The sequence below is a fragment of the Thermus kawarayensis JCM 12314 genome (assembly GCF_055393575.1).
Map to the genome: position 1 here is coordinate 382,377 of NZ_AP043756.1, position 23,678 is coordinate 406,054.

22 protein-coding genes, 1 tRNA gene and 3 pseudogenes are annotated in these 23,678 nt (G+C 68.6%); 14 read left to right on the forward strand and 12 right to left on the reverse strand.

Annotated elements, in window-relative coordinates:
- Window positions 1–56 precede the first annotated feature (56 nt).
- On the reverse strand, window positions 57–353 hold the full coding sequence (gene rpmB, locus ACZ5RK_RS02485) for a 50S ribosomal protein L28 (RefSeq protein WP_464909544.1): 297 nt from the start codon (window positions 351–353) through the stop codon (window positions 57–59).
- A 59-nt stretch (window positions 354–412) separates the two neighbouring features.
- On the opposite strand from rpmB, the gene lspA reads away from it, so the two are divergent.
- On the forward strand, window positions 413–859 hold the full coding sequence (gene lspA / locus ACZ5RK_RS02490) for a signal peptidase II (protein ID WP_464909545.1): 447 nt from the start codon (window positions 413–415) through the stop codon (window positions 857–859).
- Here the strand turns inward: lspA and aspC are convergent.
- Entirely contained in the window at window positions 853–2,007 is a 1,155-nt protein-coding gene (gene aspC, locus ACZ5RK_RS02495) for an aspartate/prephenate aminotransferase (protein ID WP_464909546.1), read from the reverse strand. The two genes, lspA and aspC, sit on opposite strands and share 7 nt — an antisense overlap.
- A 28-nt stretch (window positions 2,008–2,035) precedes the next feature.
- Here aspC and ACZ5RK_RS02500 point away from each other — a divergent pair, with 28 nt between their 5' ends.
- Window positions 2,036–2,341, forward strand: a complete 306-nt coding sequence (locus tag ACZ5RK_RS02500) for a nucleotidyltransferase family protein (protein WP_054647644.1) — start codon at window positions 2,036–2,038, stop codon at window positions 2,339–2,341.
- Between the two features lie 102 nt (window positions 2,342–2,443).
- Here ACZ5RK_RS02500 and ACZ5RK_RS02505 read toward each other — a convergent pair whose 3' ends face one another.
- Window positions 2,444–3,361, reverse strand: a complete 918-nt coding sequence (locus ACZ5RK_RS02505; protein ID WP_464909547.1) for a diacylglycerol/lipid kinase family protein — start codon at window positions 3,359–3,361, stop codon at window positions 2,444–2,446.
- A gap of 17 nt (window positions 3,362–3,378) precedes the next feature.
- Here ACZ5RK_RS02505 and ACZ5RK_RS02510 point away from each other — a divergent pair, with 17 nt between their 5' ends.
- Window positions 3,379–4,017, forward strand: a complete 639-nt coding sequence (locus ACZ5RK_RS02510; RefSeq protein WP_054647768.1) for a histidine phosphatase family protein — start codon at window positions 3,379–3,381, stop codon at window positions 4,015–4,017.
- Window positions 4,018–4,037: 20 nt separating this feature from the next.
- Window positions 4,038–4,891: pseudogene (locus tag ACZ5RK_RS02515) on the forward strand (GNAT family N-acetyltransferase).
- On the opposite strand, the gene ACZ5RK_RS02520 reads toward ACZ5RK_RS02515, so the two are convergent.
- From ACZ5RK_RS02520 to ACZ5RK_RS02530, 3 genes are read right to left on the reverse strand one after another with little or no spacing between them, the layout of a single operon-like run.
- Window positions 4,861–5,745, reverse strand: a complete 885-nt coding sequence (locus ACZ5RK_RS02520; RefSeq protein WP_464909548.1) for a histone deacetylase family protein — start codon at window positions 5,743–5,745, stop codon at window positions 4,861–4,863. The pseudogene ACZ5RK_RS02515 and the gene ACZ5RK_RS02520 overlap by 31 nt on opposite strands.
- 27 nt (window positions 5,746–5,772) lie before the next feature.
- Complete coding sequence (locus ACZ5RK_RS02525; RefSeq protein ID WP_464909549.1) at window positions 5,773–6,225, reverse strand: tRNA (cytidine(34)-2'-O)-methyltransferase; 453 nt, start codon at window positions 6,223–6,225, stop codon at window positions 5,773–5,775.
- Between the two features lie 3 nt (window positions 6,226–6,228).
- Window positions 6,229–7,767 carry an ATP-binding protein gene (locus ACZ5RK_RS02530; protein ID WP_464909550.1) on the reverse strand — a complete coding sequence of 513 codons (1,539 nt, stop codon included), beginning with the start codon at window positions 7,765–7,767 and terminating at the stop codon, window positions 6,229–6,231.
- Between the two features lie 207 nt (window positions 7,768–7,974).
- Here ACZ5RK_RS02530 and ACZ5RK_RS02535 point away from each other — a divergent pair, with 207 nt between their 5' ends.
- From ACZ5RK_RS02535 to rlmN, 7 genes and pseudogenes are all read left to right on the forward strand, one after another.
- On the forward strand, window positions 7,975–9,318 hold the full coding sequence (locus tag ACZ5RK_RS02535; protein ID WP_464909551.1) for an ammonium transporter: 1,344 nt from the start codon (window positions 7,975–7,977) through the stop codon (window positions 9,316–9,318).
- Window positions 9,315–9,664 (forward strand): annotated as a pseudogene (locus ACZ5RK_RS02540) (P-II family nitrogen regulator). Before ACZ5RK_RS02535 ends, ACZ5RK_RS02540 begins: the two are co-directional and overlap by 4 nt.
- Before the next feature lie 4 nt (window positions 9,665–9,668).
- Window positions 9,669–10,571: an HrcA family transcriptional regulator gene (locus tag ACZ5RK_RS02545; RefSeq protein WP_464909552.1), complete on the forward strand. Its 903-nt coding sequence runs from the start codon at window positions 9,669–9,671 to the stop codon at window positions 10,569–10,571.
- Entirely contained in the window at window positions 10,561–11,232 is a 672-nt protein-coding gene (locus ACZ5RK_RS02550; protein WP_464909553.1) for a molybdenum cofactor biosynthesis protein, read from the forward strand. The genes ACZ5RK_RS02545 and ACZ5RK_RS02550 overlap by 11 nt, the downstream gene beginning before the upstream one ends.
- Complete coding sequence (locus ACZ5RK_RS02555) at window positions 11,229–11,456, forward strand: hypothetical protein (RefSeq protein ID WP_054647164.1); 228 nt, start codon at window positions 11,229–11,231, stop codon at window positions 11,454–11,456. Before ACZ5RK_RS02550 ends, ACZ5RK_RS02555 begins: the two co-directional genes overlap by 4 nt.
- 7 nt (window positions 11,457–11,463) lie before the next feature.
- A complete protein-coding gene (locus tag ACZ5RK_RS02560) occupies window positions 11,464–12,003 on the forward strand; it encodes a Uma2 family endonuclease (RefSeq protein WP_464909554.1) in 540 nt (179 codons plus the stop codon).
- Window positions 12,000–13,049: a dual-specificity RNA methyltransferase RlmN gene (gene rlmN / locus ACZ5RK_RS02565; protein ID WP_464909555.1), complete on the forward strand. Its 1,050-nt coding sequence runs from the start codon at window positions 12,000–12,002 to the stop codon at window positions 13,047–13,049. The genes ACZ5RK_RS02560 and rlmN overlap by 4 nt, the downstream gene beginning before the upstream one ends.
- Here rlmN and ACZ5RK_RS02570 read toward each other — a convergent pair.
- Window positions 13,018–14,181 (reverse strand): acyl-CoA dehydrogenase family protein, encoded by a 1,164-nt coding sequence (locus ACZ5RK_RS02570; protein ID WP_464909556.1) that lies wholly within the window; start codon window positions 14,179–14,181, stop codon window positions 13,018–13,020. The genes rlmN and ACZ5RK_RS02570 overlap by 32 nt on opposite strands.
- 83 nt (window positions 14,182–14,264) lie before the next feature.
- Between ACZ5RK_RS02570 and ACZ5RK_RS02575 the strand changes: the two genes are divergently transcribed.
- Window positions 14,265–14,966 (forward strand): Clp1/GlmU family protein, encoded by a 702-nt coding sequence (locus ACZ5RK_RS02575; RefSeq protein WP_464909557.1) that lies wholly within the window; start codon window positions 14,265–14,267, stop codon window positions 14,964–14,966.
- Here the strand turns inward: ACZ5RK_RS02575 and leuS are convergent.
- The 4 genes and pseudogenes from leuS to proB all read right to left on the reverse strand — a co-directional run bounded on the left by leuS (window position 14,944) and on the right by proB (window position 20,844).
- Complete coding sequence (gene leuS, locus ACZ5RK_RS02580; protein WP_464909558.1) at window positions 14,944–17,580, reverse strand: leucine--tRNA ligase; 2,637 nt, start codon at window positions 17,578–17,580, stop codon at window positions 14,944–14,946. The genes ACZ5RK_RS02575 and leuS overlap by 23 nt on opposite strands.
- A gap of 126 nt (window positions 17,581–17,706) precedes the next feature.
- Window positions 17,707–18,490, reverse strand: a pseudogene (locus tag ACZ5RK_RS02585) (YhjD/YihY/BrkB family envelope integrity protein).
- Window positions 18,491–18,493: 3 nt separating this feature from the next.
- A complete protein-coding gene (locus ACZ5RK_RS02590) occupies window positions 18,494–19,735 on the reverse strand; it encodes a glutamate-5-semialdehyde dehydrogenase (protein ID WP_464909559.1) in 1,242 nt (413 codons plus the stop codon).
- Window positions 19,732–20,844, reverse strand: a complete 1,113-nt coding sequence (proB, locus tag ACZ5RK_RS02595) for a glutamate 5-kinase (RefSeq protein WP_464909560.1) — start codon at window positions 20,842–20,844, stop codon at window positions 19,732–19,734. The genes ACZ5RK_RS02590 and proB overlap by 4 nt, the downstream gene beginning before the upstream one ends.
- Before the next feature lie 190 nt (window positions 20,845–21,034).
- Here proB and ACZ5RK_RS02600 point away from each other — a divergent pair, with 190 nt between their 5' ends.
- Window positions 21,035–23,338: a M66 family metalloprotease gene (locus tag ACZ5RK_RS02600; RefSeq protein WP_464909561.1), complete on the forward strand. Its 2,304-nt coding sequence runs from the start codon at window positions 21,035–21,037 to the stop codon at window positions 23,336–23,338.
- Here ACZ5RK_RS02600 and ACZ5RK_RS02605 read toward each other — a convergent pair.
- Window positions 23,306–23,527 (reverse strand): hypothetical protein, encoded by a 222-nt coding sequence (locus tag ACZ5RK_RS02605; protein WP_054647195.1) that lies wholly within the window; start codon window positions 23,525–23,527, stop codon window positions 23,306–23,308. The genes ACZ5RK_RS02600 and ACZ5RK_RS02605 overlap by 33 nt on opposite strands.
- A 44-nt stretch (window positions 23,528–23,571) precedes the next feature.
- Here ACZ5RK_RS02605 and ACZ5RK_RS02610 point away from each other — a divergent pair.
- Window positions 23,572–23,648: transfer RNA gene (locus ACZ5RK_RS02610), tRNA-Arg, on the forward strand.
- The last annotated feature ends 30 nt before the right edge of the window (window positions 23,649–23,678 follow it).

Sequence of the window (23,678 nt, forward strand, 5' to 3'; positions counted from 1 at the left end):
AGGTGGGTTCCGCAACCCGCAATCCCCGGCGCAAAAGGCCTGGCGGCGAAGGGGTATCAGAGGAGCTTGAGGAGCTCCTTCTTGATCTGCTTGGCGGAAAGGCCTTCCAGCTTCAGGCCCTTGGCCCGCTCCAGGAGCTCGTAGACCTTGGGGATGTGGCTTGTGGCCACGCGGAAGGTGACCTCCTGCCCCGCCACCCGGACCCGCACCTTCTGCAGGTTGGGGTACTGGCGCCTCTTGGAAATCCCGGTGGTCTTCTTGCCCACGCCTCCTTGCCGCTTGGCCTTACCCCGCCTTTCTATGCTGTTGGCCACGATGGGCCGCTTCCCGCTGATCTCGCACACCTTGGACATGGCACCCTCCTGCCCGAAGGCAAACCCTTTGGAGTATAGCACAAGGTAGACTTTTGGGGATGCCCACGGTGCTCGTACCCCTGCTCCTGGCCCTGGACCAGATCCTCAAGCTCTGGGCTCTGGAAAACCTCTCCCCCGTGCCCAGGCCCTTTCTCGGGGACCTCCTTTACCTCACCCTGGTGCGGAACAGCGGGGCGGGCTTTGGCCTCCTGGAGGGCCGGGCCTACCTCCTGGGGTGGCTGAGCCTCCTGGTGGGAGGGGTTCTCCTCTTCCTCCTGGCGAGGCGGCCCTACTCCTTCTGGCGGGCCTTGGCCCTCTCCCTCCTCGCCGCGGGGGCCCTGGGCAACGGCGTGGACCGCCTGGGCCGGGGGTGGGTGGTGGACTACCTGGACCTGGGCACCCCCATCCCCCTGGTGGCCAACTTCCCCGTCTTCAACCTGGCGGATGTGTGCGTGACCCTGGGGGCCCTTCTCCTCCTCGCCCCCGGGAAGAGGCGCCGCTACTGAGCCAGGGCCCGGGCGAAGCGCTCCAGGGCCTTCTTGAGGTTTTCCTCGCTGGTGGCGTAGGAGAGGCGGACGTGGCCAAAGGCGGCGAAGTCCGTGCCCGGGACCACCGCCACCCCCGCCTCCAGGAGCCTTTCCGCCGCCTTCACCTCGTCCTCGGCGAAGGGAGCGGTGTTCAGGAGCACGTAGAAGGCCCCGCTGGGGCGCACGGCCTTAAGGCCCATCCCGGAAAGTTCTTCCAGGAGGAGGTCCCGCCTTCTGCGGTAAGCCCCGCGGGCCATCTCCACGAAGGCCCGGGAGGCCTCCTGGTTGGTGAGGGCCTCGAGGGTGGCCCACTGGGCGATGGTGTCGGGGCTGGTGGTGGACTGGCTGGAGACGTTGGCCATGGCCTGGATGACCGCCTTGGGCCCACAGGCGTAGCCGATGCGCCAGCCCGTCATGGCGAAGGCCTTGGCCGCCCCGTTCACGGTGACGGTGTGCTCGGGGGCCACCCGGCCCGGGGAGAAGTGGACCCCCTCGTAGATGAGGTGCTCGTAGATCTCGTCGGAGACCAGGTAGAAATCGTGCTTCACGGCGAGCTCCGCCAAAGACCTCAAGACCTCCTCGGGGTAAACCGCCCCCGTGGGGTTGTTGGGGGAGTTCACCACCAGGGCCTTGGTACGGGGGGTGATGGCCTGGCGCACCCTTTCGGGGTCGGGGACGAAGCCCTCCCCGGGGAGGGTCTCCACCTCCACCGGCACCCCCCCGGCGAAGCGCACCATCTCGGGATAGCTCACCCAGTAGGGCGCGAGGACGATGACCTCGTCCCCGGGGTCCAGGATGGCCTGGAAGAGGTTGAAGAGGGCCTGCTTCCCCCCCACGGTGACGATGGTCTGGTCAGGGGCCACCTCCAAGCCGTTTTCCCGGCGGAACTTCTCCGCCAAGGCCTCCCTAAGCTCAGGGATCCCCGCAGGGGGCGCGTACTTGGTCTTGCCCTGGGCGAGGGCGCGTCTCGCCGCCTCCTTCACGTGCTCGGGGGTGTCAAAGTCGGGCTCCCCGGCGGTCAGGGCCACCAGGTCCACTCCTCTGCGCCTGAGCTCGAGGGCCTTGGCGTTCACCGCCACCGTGGCCGAGGGCTTCATGGCCTGGACCCTTTGGGAAAGGCCGCGCATGGGATAAGTATACGGGTAGAATGGGGCCGTGACGGAGGGCGAGGTCCTGGAGGAGGTAAGGCGCCGGGTGCGAAAGCGGCTCAAGGGGCGGCGCTACCGCCTCTACCTCTTCGGTTCCCGGGCGAGGAAGGAGGCGGGCCCCCGCTCGGACTACGACCTGGCCCTCCTCGCCGACCCCCCCCTGGACCTGGCCACCCTGGCGGAGCTTAGGGAAGCCCTGGAAGACCTACCCATTCTCCAGTCCCTGGACCTGGTGGAGGTTTCCTGGGCCCCGGGGCTTAGGGAGGCGGTGGAAAAGGAAGGGATCCTCCTTGACGAGGGAAACGAAGCTTAGGGCGCAGATGGCTTCCTTGGCCCGGGCGGCGGAACGGTTAAAGGCCGCCTTGGAAAGGCCCAAGGATGAGTTCGTCCGGGACTCGGCCATCCGGGGAGCCTTCTAGGCCCCCGCAGGCTGGGGCAGGGGCGCCTTTCCCCGGGCCAGAGCCCTTCCCCCCACCACCCTAAGCCCCAAGGGCCGCACCTCGGCCCGGTAAAGGGAGGCCTCCGCAAGAAGCTCCCCATCGGCGTGGGCGGGGACGGGGTGGGGGAAGGCCACCTGGACCTCCCGCCCGGCGTAGGCCCGCAACTCCGGATGGCCGAGGTGCCGGCCCAGAAGGAGCTTCGGCAGGATGAACACCACCCCCAGCCGGGAAAACTCCCCCGCCAGCACCACGGAAAGCCTCCCGTCCCGGGGGTCGGCCATGGGGGCCATGGGGATGCCGCCCCCGTAGGCGGGGCCGTTCATGGCGGCGAGGAGGAGCATCCTTCCCCGGTGGACCTCCTCCCCGTCCACCAGGACCCTTCCTTCCGGCAGGCGCAGGTCCTTGAGCACCCCGAAGAGGGCGTAGAGGTAGCGGGGCATCCCCCGGAGGAAAGCGGGAGCGGAAAGGGCCTTCTTGGCCACCAGGGCGTCAAAGCCGATCCCCAGGGAGGCCCCGAAGGGCTCCCCGTTCACCACCCCCAGGTCCACCGCCTCCTCAGGGGCGTGAAGGGCAAGCTCCAAGGCCTCCGGCCAGGGAAGGCCTCTAAGGCCTAGCATCCGGGCGAAGTCGTTGCCGCTTCCGATGGGGACCACGCCCAGGACCTTCCCGGTGCCGGCGAGGCCCTTTAGGACCTCGTGCACCGTGCCGTCCCCCCCCACGGCCACCACCCGGGCCCCCTCGGGAGCAAGGCGGGCGAGCTCGGTGGCGTGGCCCGGCCCCTCCGTGAGGAAGGCCTTGGCCCCCTCCGCGCGGGCCGCCTTCAGGATGGCCCCGGAAAGCCTCCCCACCTTGCCGCGGCCTGCGGCGGGGTTCACGATGACCCACTGCTCCACCCCCGTATTCTACGGTCATGGGCCTCCTCGCCCACTTCCTGAAGGGCCCCCACCGGAAGACCACCCTCCTCCTCACCCGGGCGGGCCCCGTGGAGAACCCCCACCACCTCCTCTACAGCCACCCGGGGCTTCCCCTGAGCGAGGAAGGGAGAAGGGCCCTCCTCGCCCTCCTCCCCCTCCTCAGGAGCTACCCCGTGGCCCACATCTACGCCGCCGACAGCCTGGCGGAGGCCGAGGCCGCGGCCCTTTTGGGAGAGCGGCTTTCCGTCCCCTTCTCCCTCCTCCCCGAGCTCCGGGAAAGGAGCTGGGGCCTCTGGGAGGGGAAGAGCTTCGCCGAGGTCCAGACCCGCTTCCCCGAGGCCGTGGCCGCCTGGACGGCGGACGAGGCGGGCTTCGCCCCACCCCAAGGGGAAAGCGTGGCGGAGGCCTGGAAGCGGGGCAAGCGGGCGGTGAAAGGCCTCCTTGCCAAGCACGCCGGCCAGGCCATCCTCCTGGTGGGCAACTGCACCCTGAACCGGGCCGCCCTAAGCCTCGCCCTCCCCCTCCCACCGGAAGAGGGCCTGAGGCTCGAGCAGGACTACGCCAGGCTTTCCCTGGTGGAGTTCTACGGGGTGGAGGGGGTGGTGAAGGCCCTCAACCTGGCCCCCTGCCCCTAGGGAGGGGGTAAACTAAGGGCATGATCCGGCCCGTGGCCAGAAAGGACCTGCCGGGGCTTCTAGAGCTCCTCCGCCACATGGACCAAAGCCCCGAGCGGGGGGTCCTGGCCCCGGAGGCCCGGGACCTCGAGGGCCTGGCCGAGGAGCTGGAGGACGGGCTGGTCCTCCTGGAGGGGGAGGCGGTGGTGGGGTACGTGGGCCTCTACCCCTTCTGGGACGGGGCGGCCCTGGAAGGCCCCCTGGCCTACCGGAAGGAGGACCTCCCCCCCTCTTAAAGGCCGCCGAGGAGCGGGCCAAGGAGCTCGGCGTGGAAAGGCTCTATGCCTTCCCCCGGGAGGAGAACCACACCCTCCGGGAAGTCTTGGAGGGGGCCGGGTACGACCTCCTCCACCTCACCTACTTCTTCGTGAAAAACCCCGAGGGCCTGGACTACCCCACCCCCGAGGGGGTGCGGATCCAGAGGGGCTTCCCGGGACCCGAGGTCTACCGGGAGCTGTACCGGGAGAGCGAGGAGGGCTGGGCCCTAAGGCTCAAGTGGACGGACGAGGAACTCCAGGAGCACTTCCAACACCCGGCGGTCCACCTCCTGGTGGCCTACCGGGGGGAAAAGCCCGTGGGGATGGCCGAGGTGGAGCTGGAGGGGAAGGAGGCCAACGTGGCCTACATCGGGGTCATCCCCGAGGCCCGGGGCCAGGGCATCGGCCGCGCCCTCCTCTCCGAGGCCGCCAGGCTCGCCAAGAGGAGGGGGGCGACCCTCTTCCGGGTGCGGGCCCACGACCACGAGAAGGGGGCCTTGGAACTTTACCGCAACCTGGGCTTTAGCCTCGAGGAGGCCGTGGCCACCTACGCCAAGGAGCTCAGGGCCAGGCGGTAGGTCCCGGCGTGGGCCTCCACGGTAAGCCCAGGGTCCCGGTTGTACCCCCCGCCCATGACCACCACCAGGGGAACGCCCAAGGCCTTCACGAAGCGGAAGACCCGCTCGTCCCGCCGCCTCACCCCCTCCAGGCTTAGGGCGAGCCTGCCGAAGCGGTCCCCCTTCAGGACGTCCACCCCGGCGTTGTAGAAGACGAGGTGGGGCCGGAAACCCTGGGCCTTTTCCAGGGCTTCCTCCAGGGCCCAGAGGTAGGCCTCGTCCCCCACCCCATCGGGGAGGCCCACGTCCAGGTCGCCCCGTTCCTTCTTCAGGGGGTAGTTCCGCTCCCCGTGGAGGGAGAGGGTGAAGACGGAAGGGTCTTCCTGGAAGAAGACCGCCGTGCCGTTCCCCTGGTGGGCGTCCAGGTCCACCACCAAAACCCGGCCCCGAAACCCCTCCCGCACGCGGAGCCAGCGGACGGCCACGGCCACGTCGTTGAAGAGGCTATACCCCTCGGCCCGGTCAGGGAAGGCGTGGTGGGTGCCCCCGGCGAGGTTGAGGCCGAGGCCCCCCTCCAGGGCGTCCAGGGCGGCGGCGAGGGTCCCCCCGGCGGCGTGGAGGGCGCGGAGGAGAAGGCCCCGGCTGAAGGGCAGGCCAAGCCGCAAGGACTCCTGCCGGCTGAGCCCTTCGCCGAAGAGCCGTTCCAAGTAGTTCGGGTCGTGGGCCAGGAAGAGGGCCTCCCGGGGAACCTCGGGAGCGGGAAGGATGTGGAGAAGTCCCTCCAGGGCCTCGGCCACCCCCGGGTACTTGTAGAGGGGAAAGGGGTGCCCCTCAGGCAGGGGGAAGGAGAGGTGGGCGGTGGAATAAGCCCGCACGCTTCTATTCTGGCCTCTTCCGCCCCTTTAGGAGCGGGCCTTAAGCTGGCGGTAGGCCTCGTAGGCCGCCACCCCCACGGCCACCGCCAGGTTCAGGGAGCGCACGGGCCCCGGCATGGGGATCCTGAGGGCGGGGAAGCGGGCCAGGACCTCCTGGGGAAGCCCCCGGGTCTCGGGGCCGAAGAGGAGGCAGTCCCCCTCGAGGAAGCGGGCCTGGTACAGGTCTTCCCCCGCCCGGGCGCTGAAGGCCAAGACCCTGGTCCCCGGGGGCAGGGCCTGGAGGAAGGCCTCAAAGGTATCGTGGACCCGGAGGTCCACGTGGGGCCAGTAGTCCAGCCCCGCCCGCTTGAGCTTGGGGCTTCCCAAGAGAAAGCCCAGGGGATGGATGAGGTGGAGGGGAAAGCCCAAGGCGGCGGCGGTGCGGGCCACGTTGCCCGCATTTTGCGGGATCTCGGGCTGGTAAAGGGCGAGGTGGACCACGGGCTACCCCCTGCGGCGGTAGCGGGTGGCCGCTCCCCGGCCCACCCTTTCCACCCGGCCCTCCCGGGTGAGGCGGTGGAGAAGGGCCAGGACCCCCCTCCGGGAAAGGCCCAAGGCCTCCTCCAGGTCCCGCCTGGGCCTGGGGGTTTCCAGAAGACCCAGGGCCCGTTCGGCCAAGGGGTCTTTGCGGGCCAGATGGTACCTGCCCCCCTCCTTGCGCACAAGCCCCATGCGCTCCATGCGGGCGAGGACCCGCCTCGAGGCCTCCTCGGGAAGCTGCAGGGCGCGGGAAAGCTCCCCCAGGGTGGCCTCCCCCACCCGCCTCAGGTGGGCCACGGCGATGAGGTGGTCCAGGCTGAAGGCCCCGAAGCGCTCCTGGGCCTCGGCTAGCTCCCGCACGAAGGCCTCGTCCAGCTCGGGGTTGTAGAGGACGAGGGTCAGGGCCTCCGGAAAAAGGCGGTACTCCGGGGGCTCCTTGCCGTACTTGAGGAGGAGGCGGTACATCTTGTCCACCCCGCTTCCCGCCCGCTCCACGTAGCCCAGGCGGTAGAGGGCCTCGGCCAGGCGGGGGTTCCGCCGCTTGGGAGGGTGGCGGAGGACGTTTTCCGGGGTGATCCCGGGGGGGAAGCCGCCGGGGTTGGAGACCTCCAGGCGGTCCCGGTGGTGGTGCACCTGGATGGCGTCCCGGCTCTGCCAGTCCCGGTGGACCAGGGCGTTCAGGAGAGCCTCCCGGTAGACCTCCTGGTCAAAGTCCCAGACCTCGAGGCGGAAGAGCCCCACGGTGAGGTAGCGCACCCGGTTGCGGGCCTGGATGAGGTCGCGAAGCCTTTCCAGGAGGGCGGGGATGGGCCTCAGGAGGTCCTCCCGGAAGGCGTACCCCTCCTCGGCCTCGTGGAAGTAGTAGCTCACCTCGGCCTGGGGAAGAAGCCGCCTCAAGGCGAGGGGCGTCCCCGCCAGGAGGAGGCCCGCCACCGTGGGGCGCTCCTCCCCCTCCACCCGCTCCAAGAGGCCCAGGGCGAAGAGAAGCTCGAGGTCCGGCAAGGCCGCCAGGTTGCTCCCCCGCTCCTCCAGGATGCGCCTTAAGCGCAGCACCTCCACCGGGTCCAGGTCGGAGAGGCTGGCCGCCGGGAGCACCTGGGCGGTGAAGTCGGGCTCGGGCAGGGCCTGGCCCACCCTGAGTTCCGTCAGGCGCTTCCCGTCCCAGAAGGGCACCCGCCCCACCCCCACGGCGATGGCCGCCGGGCTTTGGGGCACGTGGAGGGCCAAAACCCGCCCCCCGGGACCCTCCACCGCCTCCACGTAGGGCAGAAGGAGGCCCTGGGTGAGCTGGAAAAGGGCGTGGGTGACCTGGAGGGGGTGGATTTCCGCCGCCCCCAGGACCCGCCCCTCCCGGCTCACGCCCAGGAGGAGCAACCCCCCTCTGTGGTTGGCCAGCCCCGCGGCGTAGCGGGCGAGTTCCTCCGGGGAAAGGTCGGGGGGCAGAAAGAGGGTGCGCTCGTCCTGGCCTTGGGCCAGGCGTTCCACAAGCTCCTCCCACGTCACGGGCTCCAGTTTACGGAAGCCGGGGGAAGGGGAAAAGCGCGCGCAGGGTGTCAAGCAAGCATTTGACAAGTGCCACAATCTTTCCGGACGATATGCTGGCAAAAGTGGCCGTATTAGGGTTGTTGTCCCAATAGTGTTTGCTTGCTGTCAGCAAGAGACTTGACATCTGGCACACCCTAGTCTACCCTTTTCCCCAAGGGGGTGGGTATGCGGAACCCTGGTTACAGGTTGGGCATAGCGGCCATAGGACTCGCCGGCGGGGCTTGGGCGCAGGGCCTGAACGGGGCGGACACCGCCTGGATGCTGGTGTCCACGGCCCTCGTCCTCCTCATGACCCCGGCTTTGGCCCTCTTTTACGGGGGGCTGGTGCGGAGCAAAAACGCCTTGAACACCATGATGATGAGCTTCGCCGCCCTGGGCTTCGTGGGCGTGGGCTGGGCCCTTCTCGGGTACACCCTGGCCTTCGGCGACGGCGGAAGCCTCCTGGGAAGCCTCCGGCACGCCCTCCTGAAGGGGGTGGGCCTCGAGGCCAAGGGCTCTATTCCCCACATCCTCTTCCTGGCCTTCCAGGGCACCTTCGCCATCATCACCGCCGCCCTGGTCTCGGGGGCCCTGGTGGAGAGGATGCGCTTTTCCGCCTACCTGGCCTTCCTCACCCTCTGGGGCCTTTTCGTCTACGCCCCCCTGGCCCACTGGGTCTGGGGCGGGGGGTTCTTGGGGTCCTGGGGAGCCCTGGACTTCGCCGGGGGGACGGTGGTGCACATCAACGCCGGCATCGCCGCCCTGGTGGGGGCCTTGGTCCTGGGACCCAGGAAGGACTTCGGACGCCAGGCCATCCTGCCCCACAACGTCCCCCTGGCCCTCCTGGGTGCGGCCCTCCTCTGGTTCGGCTGGTTTGGCTTCAACGGGGGAAGCGCCCTGGCGGCCAACGCCTCCGCCGGCTTGGCCTTCGTGAACACCATGCTGGCCCCCGCGGCCACCCTCGTGGTGTGGACCCTCCTGGACCTCCTCCGCACCGGCAAGGCCACGGCGGTGGGCCTGGCCACGGCCATCGTGGTGGGTCTGGTGGCCATCACCCCGGCGGCGGGCTTCGTCTCTCCCCTTTTCGCCTTGGTCCTGGGCGCGGTGGCCGCCTTCCCCAGCTACTACACCCTCCTCTGGCGGGCAAAGACCCGGCTTGACGACAGCCTGGACGTCTTCGCCGGCCACGGGGTGGGAGGGATCACCGGGGCCCTCCTCACCGGGGTCTTCGCGGAGAAGGCCTGGAACGGGGTGGCGGACGGCCTCCTCTTCGGAAACCCCGCCCAGCTTGGGATTCAGGCGGTGGCGGTCCTGGCGGCGGTCCTCTACTCGGCCCTAGGCACCTTCCTCCTCCTCAAGCTGGTGGGCCTCTTCACCCCCTTGCGGGCGAGCCCCAGGGAGGAGGGAACGGGCCTGGACGTGACCCAGCACGGGGAGGAGGCGTACACCTCGGGGGAGGGGGCCATCCTGGTGCCTTCCGAGAGCCTGCCCCCCCTTCCCAAGGGCAGGCCGGTGGGAGGTGAGGCGTGAAGCTCATCGTGGCCATCGTCCGCCCGGAGAAGCTAGGCGAGGTTCTGGAGGCGCTTTTCAAGGCGGAGGTCCGCGGGCTCACCCTAAGCCGGGTCCAGGGCCACGGGGGGAGACGGAAAAGGTGGAGACCTACCGGGGCACCACGGTGAAGATGGAGCTTCACGAGAAGGTGCGCCTGGAGATCGGGGTCTCCGAGCCCTTCGTCAAGCCCACGGTGGAGGCCATCCTCAAGGCGGCCCGCACCGGGGAGGTGGGGGATGGCAAGGTCTTCGTGATCCCGGTGGAGAAGGTCTACCGCATCCGCACCGGGGAGGAGGACGAAGCCGCCGTGACCCCGGTACAATAAGGGTGTGACGGCCAGGCAGCGGCGCATCCTTCACCGCCTGGTGGAGGAGTACATCCGAACCAAGGCCCCGGTGCCCTCGGCAAGGATCGCCGAGGGCCTGGGGCTTTCCCCTGCCCTGGCCCGGTACGAGCTCATCGCCCTCGAGGAGATGGGTTACCTCACCAAGCCCCACGCCTCCGCCGGGCGGGTGCCCACCCGGCAGGCCTACCGCCAGTACTCCCTCTCCCTCCTCCCCCCCAAGCCCCTGCCCGAGGCCACCCAGGCCCGGCTGGAGAAGGCCTTGGAAGGGGCCAGGGAGCCCGAGGCCTTCCTGGTAAAGATGGCCTCCGGGCTTTCCGGCTACCCGGCCCTCCTCCACCTCAGGCCCAAGAAGGCCCCCAGGGTCCTCCAGGTCCACCTCTCCCCCCTGCCCGAAGGCACCCTGGCGGTCCTGGTGCTGGAGGGGGGGCGGGTGAAGGAGGCCCGGCTTCCCCTCCTCCTCCCCCCCGAAAAGCTCCGGCAGGCGGAGGAGGCCCTGGCCCGCCCCTTCACCCCCCCGGCCCAGCCTCCCCCGGGCCTGGAAGAGCTTTTCGCCCTCCTCCAGAGGGCCCTTTTCGGCGGGCTTTTCCTCACCTACCGGGAAGGCCTCTCCCAGGCCCTCAAGGAGCCCGAGGCCCAGGACCCCGGCTTCCTGGAGCGCCTGGTACGCCTGTACGAGGAGGGCGGCGAGGACCTCCTCACCCCTCCTGGGGGCGTGGACGTGCGGGTGGGGGAGGTGGAGGGGCTTTCCCAGGTGCAGGCGGGCTTCCAGAAAGGGGAGTGGCTTGGGGAGATCGTCCTCCTGGGCCCCATGCGCATGCGCTACCCCGAGGCCCTCTCCGTGGTCCTGGGGCTCACCCGGGTCTATACTGGGAGCCATGCGCGTTGAGGTCCGCCTCTTCGCCCTTTACCGGGAACAGGCCGGAAAGGACCGCCTCCTCCTAGACCTTCCCGCGGGGGCCCGGGTCAAAGAGGCCAAGGAGGCCCTGGAAAGGCTTTTCCCCGGGCTTCGCCTGGAGGGGGGCATGGCCGCGGTGAACCAGGCCCTGGCGGGGGCGGAAACCCCCTTAAAGGAAGGGGACGAGGTGGCCTTCCTCCCCCCGGTCTCGGGGGGACAGGACTCCTACGGCCTCACCCAGGAGGTCCTGGACCTTAAGGCCCTGGTGGCCTGGGCCACGGCCCCCGAGTACGGGGCGGTGGTGAGCTTCCTGGGCACCACCCGAAGCCCCAACCGGGGGGAGGAGGTGGTCTTCTTGGAGTACGAGGCCTACCCGGAGATGGCCCTGAGGGTCATGGCGGAAATCCTGGAAGAGATGCGCGCCCGCTGGCCCCTGGGGCGCATCGCCCTCTGGCACCGCCTGGGCCGGGTGGACCCCGGGGAGGCCTCCATCGCCATCGTGGTCTCGGCCCGGCACCGCAAGGAGGCCTTCGCCGCCTGCCAGTACGCCATTGACCGGGTGAAGCAGGTCCTCCCCGTCTGGAAGAAGGAGTTCCGCAAGGACGGGAGCTTCTGGGTGGAGGGCTTCGCCCCGGAGGAAAAACGGCTTTGACCTCCTTCGCCTTCGCCGCCGGGCTCCTCCTCCTCGTCCTCTTCGCCCTTCCCCTCCTCCTAGGGTTTCTCGCGGGACGGGCCTTCCGGGAAGGCCGGGGCCGGGTGGGCCTAGGCCTCCTCCTCTTCGGGGCCTTCCTGGGCCTTTTGGCGAAACCCAGGCCCTTGGGGCTTCTTCTCCTCCTCCTGGGCCTCCTTTGGGGCTACGGTAGGCTTCGGCTATAATGGGGGGATGACCGAGCGGGCCCTGCGCCCCCTGACGGAGGAAGAGTACCTGGCCCTGGAGAGGGAAAGCCCCCTCCGCCACGAGCTCCTCCAGGGCTTTCCCTACGCCATGGCGGGGGCCAGCCTGGACCACAACCTCATCGTCACCAACCTGGTGGCCCTCCTCAAACCCCTGGCCCGGGCCAAGGGGTGCAGGGTCTACAGCGAGACGGTGAAGCTCAAGCTCTCCGAGGACACCTTCTACTACCCCAACGTCATGGTGGTGTGCGGCCCCAAGGCCCACCCCCTGTACGAGACCTCCCCCTGTCTGGTGGCGGAGGTGCTTTCCCCGAACACGGAGGTCCAGGACCGGCGGGAGAAGCTTTCCCGCTACCTTCGCCTCCCGAGCCTTCTGGGCTACCTGATCTTGGAAAGCGGGCGGCCGGGAGGGGTTCTTTACCGGAGGACCCCGGGAGGGTTCTGGGAAGAGGCCTTAGGGGAAACCCTGGTCCTTCCCTGCCTCGAGGGGACCCTCCCCCTCGCCGCCCTCTACGAGGGGGTAGCATGAGGCCCATCCTGGAGCTATTTCCCGAAGAACTCCCCGGCGAGGGCTTCCGCAAGGCCCAGATCATCCACTGGCTCTACACCAAGGGGGCCTTGGACTTTTCCGAGATGACCGACCTGCCCAAGGCCCTGCGGGAGGCTTTGAGCCGGGAGTGGCGCCTCTTGGAGTTCTCCCTGGTCCAGGCCTTCCCGAGCCAGGACGGGAGCGTGAAGTACCTCTTCACCCTCCTGGACGGCCAGAGGACCGAGGCCGTCTACATGCCCTACGAGAACCGCAAGACCGTCTGCCTCTCCAGCATGGTGGGCTGCCCGGCGGGGTGCAGTTTCTGCGCCACGGGGGCCTTGGGCTTCGGCCGCAACCTCACCGCGGCGGAGATCCTCTCCCAGCTTCTCGCCATCGCCCACCACCAGGGGATCTCCCCTCGGGAGATCCGGAACGTGGTCCTCATGGGCATGGGGGAGCCCTTGCTCAACCTGAAGAACGTCCTCAAGGCCATAGGCATCATGCTCCACAAGAAGGCCTTGGCCATGAGCCCAAGGCGCATCACCCTCTCCACCGTGGGCATCCCCAAGGGAATCTACCGCCTCGCCGAGGAGGACCTGGGGGTGCGCCTCGCCCTCTCCCTCCACGCCCCCGACGACGAGACCCGCAAGCAGATCATCCCCACCGCCCACCGCTACCCCATCGCCGAGATCCTGGAGGCGGTCCGCCACTACTACGCCAAGACCAAGCGGCGGGTCACCTTTGAGTACACCCTGCTCAAGGGGGTGAACGACCACCCCTGGCAGGCCCGGCTCCTGGCCAAGCTCCTCAAGGGCCTAAGCGCCCACGTGAACCTCATTCCCTTTAACCCCTGGGAAGGCGCCCCGGTGGAGGGAACCCCCAAGGCGGGCCTCCTGGCCTTCGCCGAGGAGCTTAAGCGCCAGGGGGTGCCCACCTCCATACGGTGGAGCCGGGGGCAGGACGTGGGGGCGGCCTGCGGGCAGCTGGCCCTCAAGACCCCCAAGCCCCTCGCCCTCACACCGCTTCTAGAAGGCGCCGGGCGATGACCAGCTTCAGAATCTCGCTGGTTCCCTCGCCGATGCGGGTCAGGCGGGCGTCCCGCCAGTAGCGCTCCACCGGGTAGTCCTTGATGTAGCCGTAGCCCCCGAGGACCTGGATGGCCTCGTCGCAGGCCTTAACCGCCGCCTCGCTGGCGAAGAGCTTGGCCTGGGCGGCCTCGAGGGTAAAGGGCCTTCCCGCGTCCTTGAGCTCCGCCGCCTTGAGGTAGAGAAGCCTCGCCGCCTCCAGCTCCGTGGCCGCCTCGGCCAGCTTGAAGGAAACCCCCTCAAACTCGGCGATGGGCCTGCCGAAGGCCTCCCTCCCTTTGGCGTAGGCGAGGGCAAAGTTCAAGGCGGCCCGGCCCAGGCCCACGGCCATGGCGGCGATGCCGATCCGCCCCCCGTCCAGGACCTTAAGCACGTGGTAAAAGCCCTTTCCCCGCTCGCCCAAAAGGGCCTCCTCGGGGAGGAAAAGGTCCTCCAGCACGAGCTGGGCGGTGTCCGAGGCGTTGAGGCCAAGCTTCTCCTCCTTCCGCCCTACCTTTAGCCCCCGCTCGGGGCGGAAAAAGGCGAAGGCGGAGATGCCTAGGTGCCTCTTCTCCGGGCTTGGGGCGGGGTCGGTACGGGCCACCACCACGTAGACCCCGGCCACGCTCCCCTGGGTGATGAACTGCTTAGTGCCGTTTAAGACCCACCCCCCCTCCACCCTCTCCGCCTTGGTCTTGAGGGCGGCGGCGTCCGAGCCCGAGCCGGGCTCCGTGAGCCCCCAGGCCCCCAGGGCCTCCCCCGAGGCAAGCCTGGGCAAAAAGACCTCCTTCTGCCTTTCGCTCCCGGCGAGGAGGATGTGCCCGGTGGCCAGGGAGTTGTGGCTGGCCACGGTGAGGGCGAGGGCCCCGTCGTAATAGGCCACCTCCTCCACCATGCGGGCGAAAAGCCTGGTGGAAAGCCCCGCCCCCCCGTAGGCCTCGGGCACCTGGGCCCCGAAGACCCCGAGCCGGGCGAGCTTATGCACCAGATCCCAGGGAAAGGCCCCGGTGCGGTCCCGCTCCGCCGCCCCCGGGGCCACCTCCGCCTTCAGAAACTCCCGGAAAGGCCCGAGCACCTGCCTTTCCTCCTGGCTTTCCTCAAACCACAGGGCCATGGTGGGTCTAGTATAACCCTTTTCCGCCGATAGGCAAAAATGCGTTATGCCTCTTTCCCCCATTTAAAGTGGACTCTTGGAGGATGCTCCTTCTGGCGGGCCCCACGGACGTGGGCAAGACCACCCTGGCCCTCCGCCTTCTGGAAAGGGCGGGGGAGGCCTACCTCCTGGACCTGGACCCGGGGCAGGGGGCGCTTCCCGGCACCTTCAGCCTCTTCCGCTACCAAGAAGGCCGCCTCTTTCTGGTGCGCCGAACCCTGGTGGGGGCCCTCTCCCCCGCGGGGGTGGAGGCCAAGGCCTTGGTGGCCGCCCTGCGCTTAGCCCGGCTCATCCCCCCGGGAAACCCGGCGGTGGCGGACACGGACGGGCTTCTGGACCCGGAGTACCGCCTCCTGCAGGCGGACGCCCTCAGGCCCGCCGAGGTTCTGGTCCTGGGGTCAGAGGCGCTCTACCGGGCCCTCGCCTGGCGGAAGGACCTCAAGGTCCGCCTCGCCCACGCCCTTCCCGAGGCCCGGAAAAAGCCCCCCGGGGCCAGGCGAAAGAACCGGCTGGAGAGGCTTTTCGCCCACTTCCAGGAGGCCAGGCCCCGCGCCTTTCCCCTAGAGGCCAAGGCCGAGCCCGGAAGGCTCTTCGGCCTTCTGGACGCCGAGGGCTTCTTCCTGGGCTATGCCAGGCTCCTCTTTGCGGAAGGGGGCCAGGGCCTCTTCCTCACCCCGGTGGCGGGGGAGGTGGCCCGCCTCGAGGCCACCCGCCTAAGCCTCCCTACCCCCGCACTACCAGGTTGAGGATCTTCCCGGGCACGTAGATCTCCTTGAGGACCTCCTTGCCCTCCAGGTGGGCCTTTACGTTCCGCACCCTAAGGGCCTCGGCCAAGGCCACCTCCAGGGGGGCGTCCTTGGGAACCCGTATGGTCCCCCGCACCCTCCCGTTCACCTGCACGGCCACCTCCACCAGGTCCTTCTCCAGGGCCTTCTCGTCCAGCTCGGGCCAGCCCGCCTGGAAGAGGCTTTCGGGCCAGAACCAGTGCCAAAGCTCCTCGGCCAGGTGGGGGGCGAAGGGGAAGAGCATCTGCAGGTAGTAGCGAACGGCGGTGCGGTAGACCGGGGCCACGGGGCGCGCCTTCCGGTACTCGTAGAGGGTGTTCAGGAACTCCATGAGGGCGGCGATGGCGGTGTTGAAGCGCAGGGCCTCCAGGTCTTCCGTCACCTTCTTTAGGGTCTCGTGGAGCTTGGCATAGAGCTCCCGGTCCTTCCCCTCCAAAGCCTCGGCCTGGAAGACCCCGCTCGTCCCCAAAAGGGCCTCCCGGTCCTCGGCCACCCGCCTGTAAATGCGGTTCAGGAAGCGCCAGGCCCCCTGGACCCCCTCCTCGGTCCAGACCATCTCGTTCTCGGGGGGAGCGGCGAAGAGGATGGTGATGCGGGCGATGTCCGCCCCTTGCTCCTTCACGAAGGGCCCCACCATGACCCCGTTGCCCTTGGACTTGCTCATCACGGCGGGCTTCCAGAGGTGGAGGGTGCCGTCGGGATGGTCCCGGAGCTCCGCCCCTATCTTCCGCACCTCCTCCAGGGAAAGCTCCCTTTCCCCGATCTCCAGGCGGATCCGGGTGGGCTCGGGGAGGCGCACCGTGTTTCCTTCCACCTCCACGGGGCCGAAGTCCGTCCAGGCCAGGACCATGCCCTGGGTGAAAAGCCCCTGGAAGGGCTCCTCCACCTTCACCATCCCCAGGTCGCGGAGGAACTTGGTGAAGAAGCGGCTGTAGAGGAGGTGCAGCACGGCGTGCTCCACCCCGCCGATGTACTGGTCCACGGGCATCCAGAACTCCGCCTTCTCGGGGGCGAAGGGAAGCTGGTCATTATGGGGATCGGTGTAGCGCAGGTAGTACCAGCTGGAGTCAAAGAAGGTGTCCATGGTGTCCGTGTCCCGCCTGGCGGGGCCGCCGCACCTGGGGCAGGTGGTCTCGTAGAACTCGGGGTGGGCCTCCAGGGGGCTTTTCCCCTTGGGGCGGATGTCCTCCACGTCCTTGAGGTCGGGAAGGAGGACGGGAAGCTCCTCCTCCGGCACGGGCACCACCCCGCAGGCCTGGCAGTGGACCATGGGGATGGGGGTCCCCCAGTAGCGCTGGCGGCTGATGAGCCAGTCCCGGAGGCGGTAGGTGACCCGGCCCTTGCCCAGGCCCTTCTCCTCCAGCCAGGCGACGACCTTCCGCTTCCCCTCCTCGCTTTCCGTGCCGTCAAAGGGGCCGGAGTTCACCATGATCCCGGGCTCCTCGTAGGCCCGTTCCAGGGGCTCGGGAAGGGGGTCTCCGGGCCGCTCAATCACCTTCCTGATGGGAAGGCCGAACTTCCTGGCGAACTCAAAGTCCCGCTGGTCGTGCCCGGGCACGGCCATGATGGCCCCGGTGCCGTAGCCATAGAGCACGTAGTCCGCCGTCCAGATGGGGATCCTCTCCCCCGTGGCGGGGTTTTGGGCGTAGGCCCCCAGGAAGACCCCGGTCTTCTCCCTGCCCTCCGCCTGGCGTTCGATCTCCGTCTTGCGCTTGGCGGCCTCCACGTAGGCCAGGACCTCTTCCCGCCTCTCGGGGGCGGCAAGCTCCAGGGTGAGGGGGTGCTCGGGGGCGAGGACGAGGAAGGTGGCCCCGAAGAGGGTGTCGGGCCTTGTGGTGAAGACGGAAATCCTCACCTCCTTCCCCTCCACGGGGAAGTGGATCTCCGCCCCCTCGGAGCGGCCGATCCAGGCCCTCTGCATGGCCTTCACCTTCTCGGGCCAGCGGAGGCCCTCGAGGTCCTCAAGGAGCCTCTCGGCGTAGGCGGTGATGCGCAGGTACCACTGCTCCAGCTCCCGCTTCTCCACCGGGGTGTCCTCGTGGCGCCAGCAGCGCCCCTCCACCACCTGCTCGTTGGCGAGGACGGTCTGGCACTTGGGGCACCAGTTGACGAGGCCCTTGGCCCGGTAGGCCAGCCCCTTCTCCCACATCTTGAGGAAGATCCACTGGTTAAAGCGGTAGTACTCGGGCTCGCAGGTGGTGACCTCCCGGTCCCAGTCATAGAGGATGCCCATGAGCTCCAGGCTCTCCTTGGCCTGGCGGATGTTCTCGTAGGTCCACTCCTTGGGATGAACGCCGAACTTGAGGGCGGCGTTCTCCGCCGGGAGGCCAAAGGCGTCCCAGCCCATGGGGTGGAGGACCTCGTAACCCTGCACCTTGCGGAAGCGGGCCAGGACATCCCCCATGGTGTAGTTCTTCAGGTGGCCCATGTGCAGGTCCCCCGAGGGGTAGGGGAACATGACCAGGACGTACTGCTTGCCCCTCTTCCCCGGGACCTCCTTGGCCTTCATGAAGCCCTTCTCCTTCCAGAAGCGCTGCCACTTGGGCTCTATGGCGTGGGGGTTGTACTTCTCCATGCTTCCTCCTCAAAAAAACCCTTCCCCCAGGGGAAGGGACGGCCAGGACCCTTCCCGCCTCAGGGGGCTAGCCTGGCCCGGCGCATAGGCCTATCCTACTCCTTTTGGCAACCAGGTGGAAAGGCGCTACTCCGAGAGCCCCCGGGCCACCACCGCCCCCAGGAGAAGGGCGAAGAGCACCAGGTAAAGCCCCAAAAGGGCGAGGACGAACCCCGCCAGAGGGCCGTCAGAGGAGCTCGTACTGGGAGCGGGGAAGGAGCCTTGGCAGGCCCAGGCGCACTCCCTCAAAAAGCAGGGTGGCCGCCGCCGCCCCGGCGCTTAGGGGAAGGAGGTCCTTAAAGCGGCCCACCCCCCGGAAGAGGGCGTAGGTGAAGAGGAAGAGGGAAAAGGCGGCGAGGAGGGGCAGAAAGGCCTCCAGGGGCCCGAGGAAACCCCGCCAGGCCTCCGGCAAAAACCGGAGGACAAACCCCAGGGCCAGACCCCCCAAAGCCAGGAGGATGAGGCCGAGCCCCAAGGCCAGGGGCATGAGGAGGCCCAAGAGGCGGTGGCGGAACCCCAGGGCCCGGCCGAAGACGAGCCCCAAGGCGTAGCTCAGGGCGGCGAAGAAGTTGCTGGCCGACCAGAGGAGGAGGAGGCCGCTTCCCAGGGTGAGGGGAAAGGCCCCCCGGGTGAGGAAGCGGAAAAGGTCCTGGGCGAGCTCGGGCCGGGCGGGAAAGAGGGCCTGGGTGAACTGGGCCAGGGCGCGCCAGACCTCCTCCTGCAAGGCGGGGTTTCCCGCAAGGAGGAGGCCAAACCCCCCCACCAGGAGGAAGAGGAGGGGCATGAGGGAGAGGAGGGCGTAGTAGGCGAGGGCGGCGGCGAAGAAGGGGACGTGGGCCTCCTGGTAGAGCCGGTAGAACCGCTTAAGCAAGCCTTACCCTCGTTCCTGCCCCTCCCCCAGGGCCACCCACTTTAAGGTGGTGAGCTCCATGGGCCCCATGGGGCCGTAGGCGTGGAGCTTGGAGGTGCTGATGCCGATCTCCGCCCCCAGGCCCAGCTCAAAGCCGTCGTTGAAGCGGGTGGAGGCGTTCCAGAGGACGAGGCTGGCATCCACCTCCTCCAGGAAGCGCCAGGCCACCTTTGGGTCCTCGGTGCAGATGGCCTCGGTGTGCCGCGAGCCGTGGCGGGCGATGTGGGAGAGAGCCTCCTCCAGACCGGAGACCACCTTCACCCGGAGGATGAGGTCCAGGTACTCCCGGTCCCACTCCTCCTCCTGGGCGGGCACCGCCTCCTGGAGGAGGGGAAGGGCCCTAGGGCAGGCCCTGAGTTCCACCCCCTTTTCCCGCATGGCCCTTTCCAGCATGGGGAGGAAGGCCTCCGCCACCCTCTCGTGGACCAGAAGGGCCTCGAGGGCGTTGCACACGGCGGGGCGCTGGGTCTTGCCGTTTAGGGCGAGGCGGAGGGCCATGGAGAGGTCCGCCTTCTCGTCCACGTAGAGGTGGTTCACCCCCTTGGCGTGGGCGAGGACGGGAACCCGGGCCTCCCTTTGGACCAGCCTTATGAGCTCCTCCCCGCCCCTCGGGATGAGGAGGTCCAGAAGCTCCAGGCGGCACATCTCCAAGATGACCTCCCGCTGGGTGGTGGGCACGAGGGTGACCGCTTCCTCGGGAAGGCCCGCCTCCTTCAGGGCCCGGTGCCAAAGGGCCACCAAAGCCCGGTTGGAGCGGAAGGCCTCCTTGCCGCCCCTGAGGAGCATGGCGTTCCCCGCCTTCAGGGCCACGGCCACCGCCTCCACCGTGGCCCCAGGCCTGGCCTCGTAAATAAAGCCGATGAGGCCCAGGGGCACCCGCATCCTTCCCACCTTGAGGCCGTTGGGCCTTCTGGCCAGGCCTTCCATCCGCCCCAGGGGGTCGGGGAGGCGGGCGATCTGCCGGAGGCCCTCCGTGAGGGTCTTCAGGTCCTTCTCCTTGAGGGCCAGGCGGTCCAGCTTGGCCCTGGAGAGGCCCGCCCTCTCCGCCTCTTCTAGGTCCTCCCGGTTGGCCGCCAAGACCGCGTCCCACCGGGCCTCCAGAAGGTCCGCCATGGAAAGCAGGGCCCGGTCCCGGTCTCCCCTGGCCACCTCGGATAGCCTGGCCCGCGCCCTTTCCGCCAGTTCCCGAAGGCTTGTGACCGTCATACCTCCTCCCTCAGGGCCAGGTGGTCCCGGTGGACCACCTCCTCGGTGTAGCGGTAGCCCAGGATCTCTTCAATCTCCAAGCTCTTTCTGCCCTTGATGCGGGCGATCTCCTCCGAGGCGTAGTTGGCGAGGCCCACCCCCACCTCCCTCCCCTCCTCGGAAAGGAGGCGCACCGCCTCCCCCCGGGAAAACCTCCCCCGCACCTCCTTGATCCCGGCAGGGAGGAGGCTCGCCCCCTTCTCCCTCAAGGCCAGCACCGCGCCCCGGTCCAGAACAAGCTCCCCCTTGGGGCGAAGGAGCCCGTAAAGCCAGGCCTTCTCCCCGCGGTAGCGCCTCTTGGCGTGGAAGTAGGTGCCCAGGGAGGCTCCGGAGAGGGTCTCGAGGAGGACCCCAGTCCTCCTCCCGGGAAGGAGGAGGGTGGGGATCCCCACCCTCCCGGCGATGCGGGCCGCCAAGAGCTTGCTCTTCATCCCCCCGCTTCCCAAAGGGTTCCCCTCCCCGGCGTGGGCCAAAACGGCCTCCACCCGCTCCACCTCCGGGATGGGCTTCGCCTCGGGGTTCCTCTTGGGGTCCTCCTCGTAAAAGGCGTCCACATCGGAAAGGAGAACGAGGAGTCCCGCCTCCACCAAAGCGGCCACCCGGGCGGAGAGCTGGTCGTTGTCCCCGAAGCGGATCTCCTGAAAGGCCACGGTGTCGTTCTCGTTAATGATGGGAATCACCCCGAGGTCCAAAAGGGCCCTTAGGGTGGCCTTGGCGTTCAGGTAGCGGGCCCGGGAGGCCAGGTCCTCGGCGGTGAGGAGCACCTGGCCCACGGGAAGGCCAAAGGGGGCGAAGGCCTCCTGCCAGGAGGCCATGAGGAGGGGCTGGCCGAGGGCGGCGAGGGCCTGCTTCATGGGCATATCCCGGGGGCGCTCCCGAAGGCCCAGGCGGCGCATTCCCGCCGCCACCGCCCCCGAGGATACCAAAACCACCTCCCGGCCCCCTTGCCGGAGCACGGCCACCTGGCGGGCGATCTCCCCCAAGACCTCCCGGTCCAGCCCCCCCTCCCCGGCGAGGACGGCGCTCCCCACCTTCACCACCAGCCGCTTGGCGGTAAGCCCGGGCCGCATTAAGGCCTAGGATAGCACCTCTCATCCGCCCGCCCCTAGGCCTTGCTAGGGTGGGGGGGTGGGTCTTAGAACCCTTCTTCCCTTGGTTTTGGTCAGCCTCTTTGCGGCCTGCTCCGGGCCTTGGGTTAACCAGCCTCCCAAGCTCACCGCCTTCCAAGCCGCTCCCTCCGAAGGGGAAGCTCCACTTACGGTGCGCTTCACCTGGAGCGCCCAGGACCCGGAGGGGGATGCGTTAAGGTGCGTCCTCGAGCCCGGCGATGGGGCGAAGCTGAACCTAAGCCCGTGTGGGACAGGCTACACCTACACCTACTCCTCCCCCGGAGAGTTCTGGGCCCGGCTGCAAGCCCAGGACACCAAAGGTGCCAGCTCCTCCCTGCAAACCCCGCTGCGGGTTCGCCCCAAACAGGGCTTCACCCTCTCCCTGGACCCCTCGATCCTCACGGTGCAGCAGGGCTCTAGCGGCACCACCACCCTTACCCTCACTCCCCAGAACGGCTTCACGGGGACGGTGAACCTCAGCTTGGTGGGTGCCCCCAGCGGGGTCGCCCTCTCGCCCACCAGCGTAGCCGTTTCCGGCTCCGGTCCCGTGGCCCAGACCCTCACGGTGAGCGTAGGCGCCGGCGTCAACCCCGGGACCTACGCCCTCAGGGTGCGGGGCACCTCGGGGAACCTCACCCGGGAGACCGACCTCGCCCTGCAGGTAGTGGCCTCCCAGACCGGGGACTTCTCCCTGATCCTGGAAAGCTCCTCCCTTTCCATCGCTCCGGGAGGCACGGCCTATGTGCGCCTCTCGGTCACGGGAAACTACGCGGGGCAGGTGAACCTCTCCTTGGTGGACGGAAGCGGCAATCCCTTTCCCGGGGTAAGCCTCTCCCCCTCCAGTACCCCTGTGCCCTCGGCGCCCATGCTGGAGCTCGTTGCCTCCCCTTCCTTGTCCCCAGGCACCTACAACCTCAAGGTGCGGGGCACCGCAGGAAGCCTCATCCGGGAGGCCAACCTCACCCTCACCGTCACCGCCCCGCCCACCAGCCTCAACCTCCGCATCGCCAAGGCCGAATGGGGGCAGACGGTCCTGAAGGAAACCCTCCGCCTGGTGGCGGGTAAGCCCGTCCTCCTGCGGGTCCATCTGGTGGCCGGACCCAGCCCCATTTCCCTGACGCAGGCCCTTTCGGGGGCGGTCTACCTGGGAAGCACCCTCCAGGGCAACCTGGCCTTCACCTGCCCCAACCCCGTCCCCACGGGTACCGTCCCCGGGGACCTCGCCACCACCTGCAACGCCACCCTGCCCGGCTCCTGGGTGGCCCCCGGGCTTCGGGTGGAACTCCAGGCCGACCCCAACGACCAGGTGGCGGAAACGGACGAGGGCGACAACGCCCTCACCCTGACCCCCCCCGTGGGCCAGGGAACCACCCTCCACCTCACCGTGGTCCCCGTGGTGCACCAGGGGCAGACGCCCTCCGTACCCGGCTTCAGCCAGACCCTCTGGCGTGTCTGGCCCTTAAAGGAAACCCCCTACACCACCCGGGCCCCCTACACCTTCTCCGGCACCCTCTCAAGCCAGGACGCCAGCGCCTGGGGCCAGCTCCTCAACGAACTCCGCCTCCTGCGCCAAGCGGACGGGAGCGGGCGTTACTACTACGGGTTCGTAAAGGTAAGCTACACCTCCGGCATCGCCGGGATCGGCTACATCGGTTTCCCCGTGGCCGTAGGCTGGGACTACCCCCAAAGCGCTCCGGCGGTGATGGCCCACGAGCTCGGGCACAACTTCGGGCGGGACCACGCCCCTTGCGGTGTGAGCGGGGACCCGAACTACCCCTACCCGGACGGGAAGATCGGCACCTGGGGCTATGACCTGGCCGACGGGACCCTGAAAGACCCGGGCCAACGCTACGACCTCATGAGCTACTGCGGCCCGCAGTGGGTCTCCGACTACACTTACGAGGGCGCCCAGTCTTTCCTGGAGAACAACCCCCCCTCGCCCCAGTCCCTCCCCCAGGAGGAAGGCCTCCTCTTCTCCGGGTACCTCCTCGGGGACCGGGCGGTCCTCAACCCGCCCCTGAGGAGCGCGGCCTCCCCCGAAGGCCGCCCTTCCCCCTACCGCCTGGAAGTGGACGGGAGGGAGTACCAGGTTTTCGTCCTGGAGGACTCCCTGGGCGCCCTCCACTTCCAGGCCAAGGTGCCCCTGGGAAGCTGGAGCCGGGTGGCCCTGAGGGAGGGCGGAAGGGTCCTGGCGGAGAGGGCGCGGGGGCTCACCCCCCTGGCCGAGCCCCAGGTGTCCCTCCGGGAGGAGGCGGGCTCCCTCCTCGTCAGGTGGACGGGCTACCCCTTCCTCTCCCTCGTCTACGTGGCCCCGGACGGGGAGCGCACCCCCTTGGGCCTCTGGCACAGGGGCGGGGAGAGCAGGTTCTCCTTGGAGGGGCTTCCCCCGGGAGGGGAGTTCGAGGTGGAGCTCTCTGATGGGCTAGGGGTCCGCGTCCTCCGCTTCCCCCGCTAGGAAAAAGCGCCCCTCGCGAAAGGCCACCTTCCCTTCCCGCCGCAGGCGCACAAGGAGGGCGAAGAGGGTCCCCTGGGAAAGGCCGGGGAAAAGGGGTTTTAGAAGGGAGTGGATTTCCTCTAAGGAATGTTCCCGCCGTAAAAGCCTCAGGAGATGGCCTTGCAAGCGCTCTCCCCGCACAAAGCCCATTATTGACAAAGGGGAGTTTCCCGTGCTACCTTAAGGGTCGGCTTGGGCCCGTAGCTCAGTTGGATAGAGCGGCTGACTACGGATCAGCAGGTCAGGGGTTCGAATCCTCTCGGGCCCGCCAAAACCCCCGGGGTGCCTTGGCGCCCCGGGG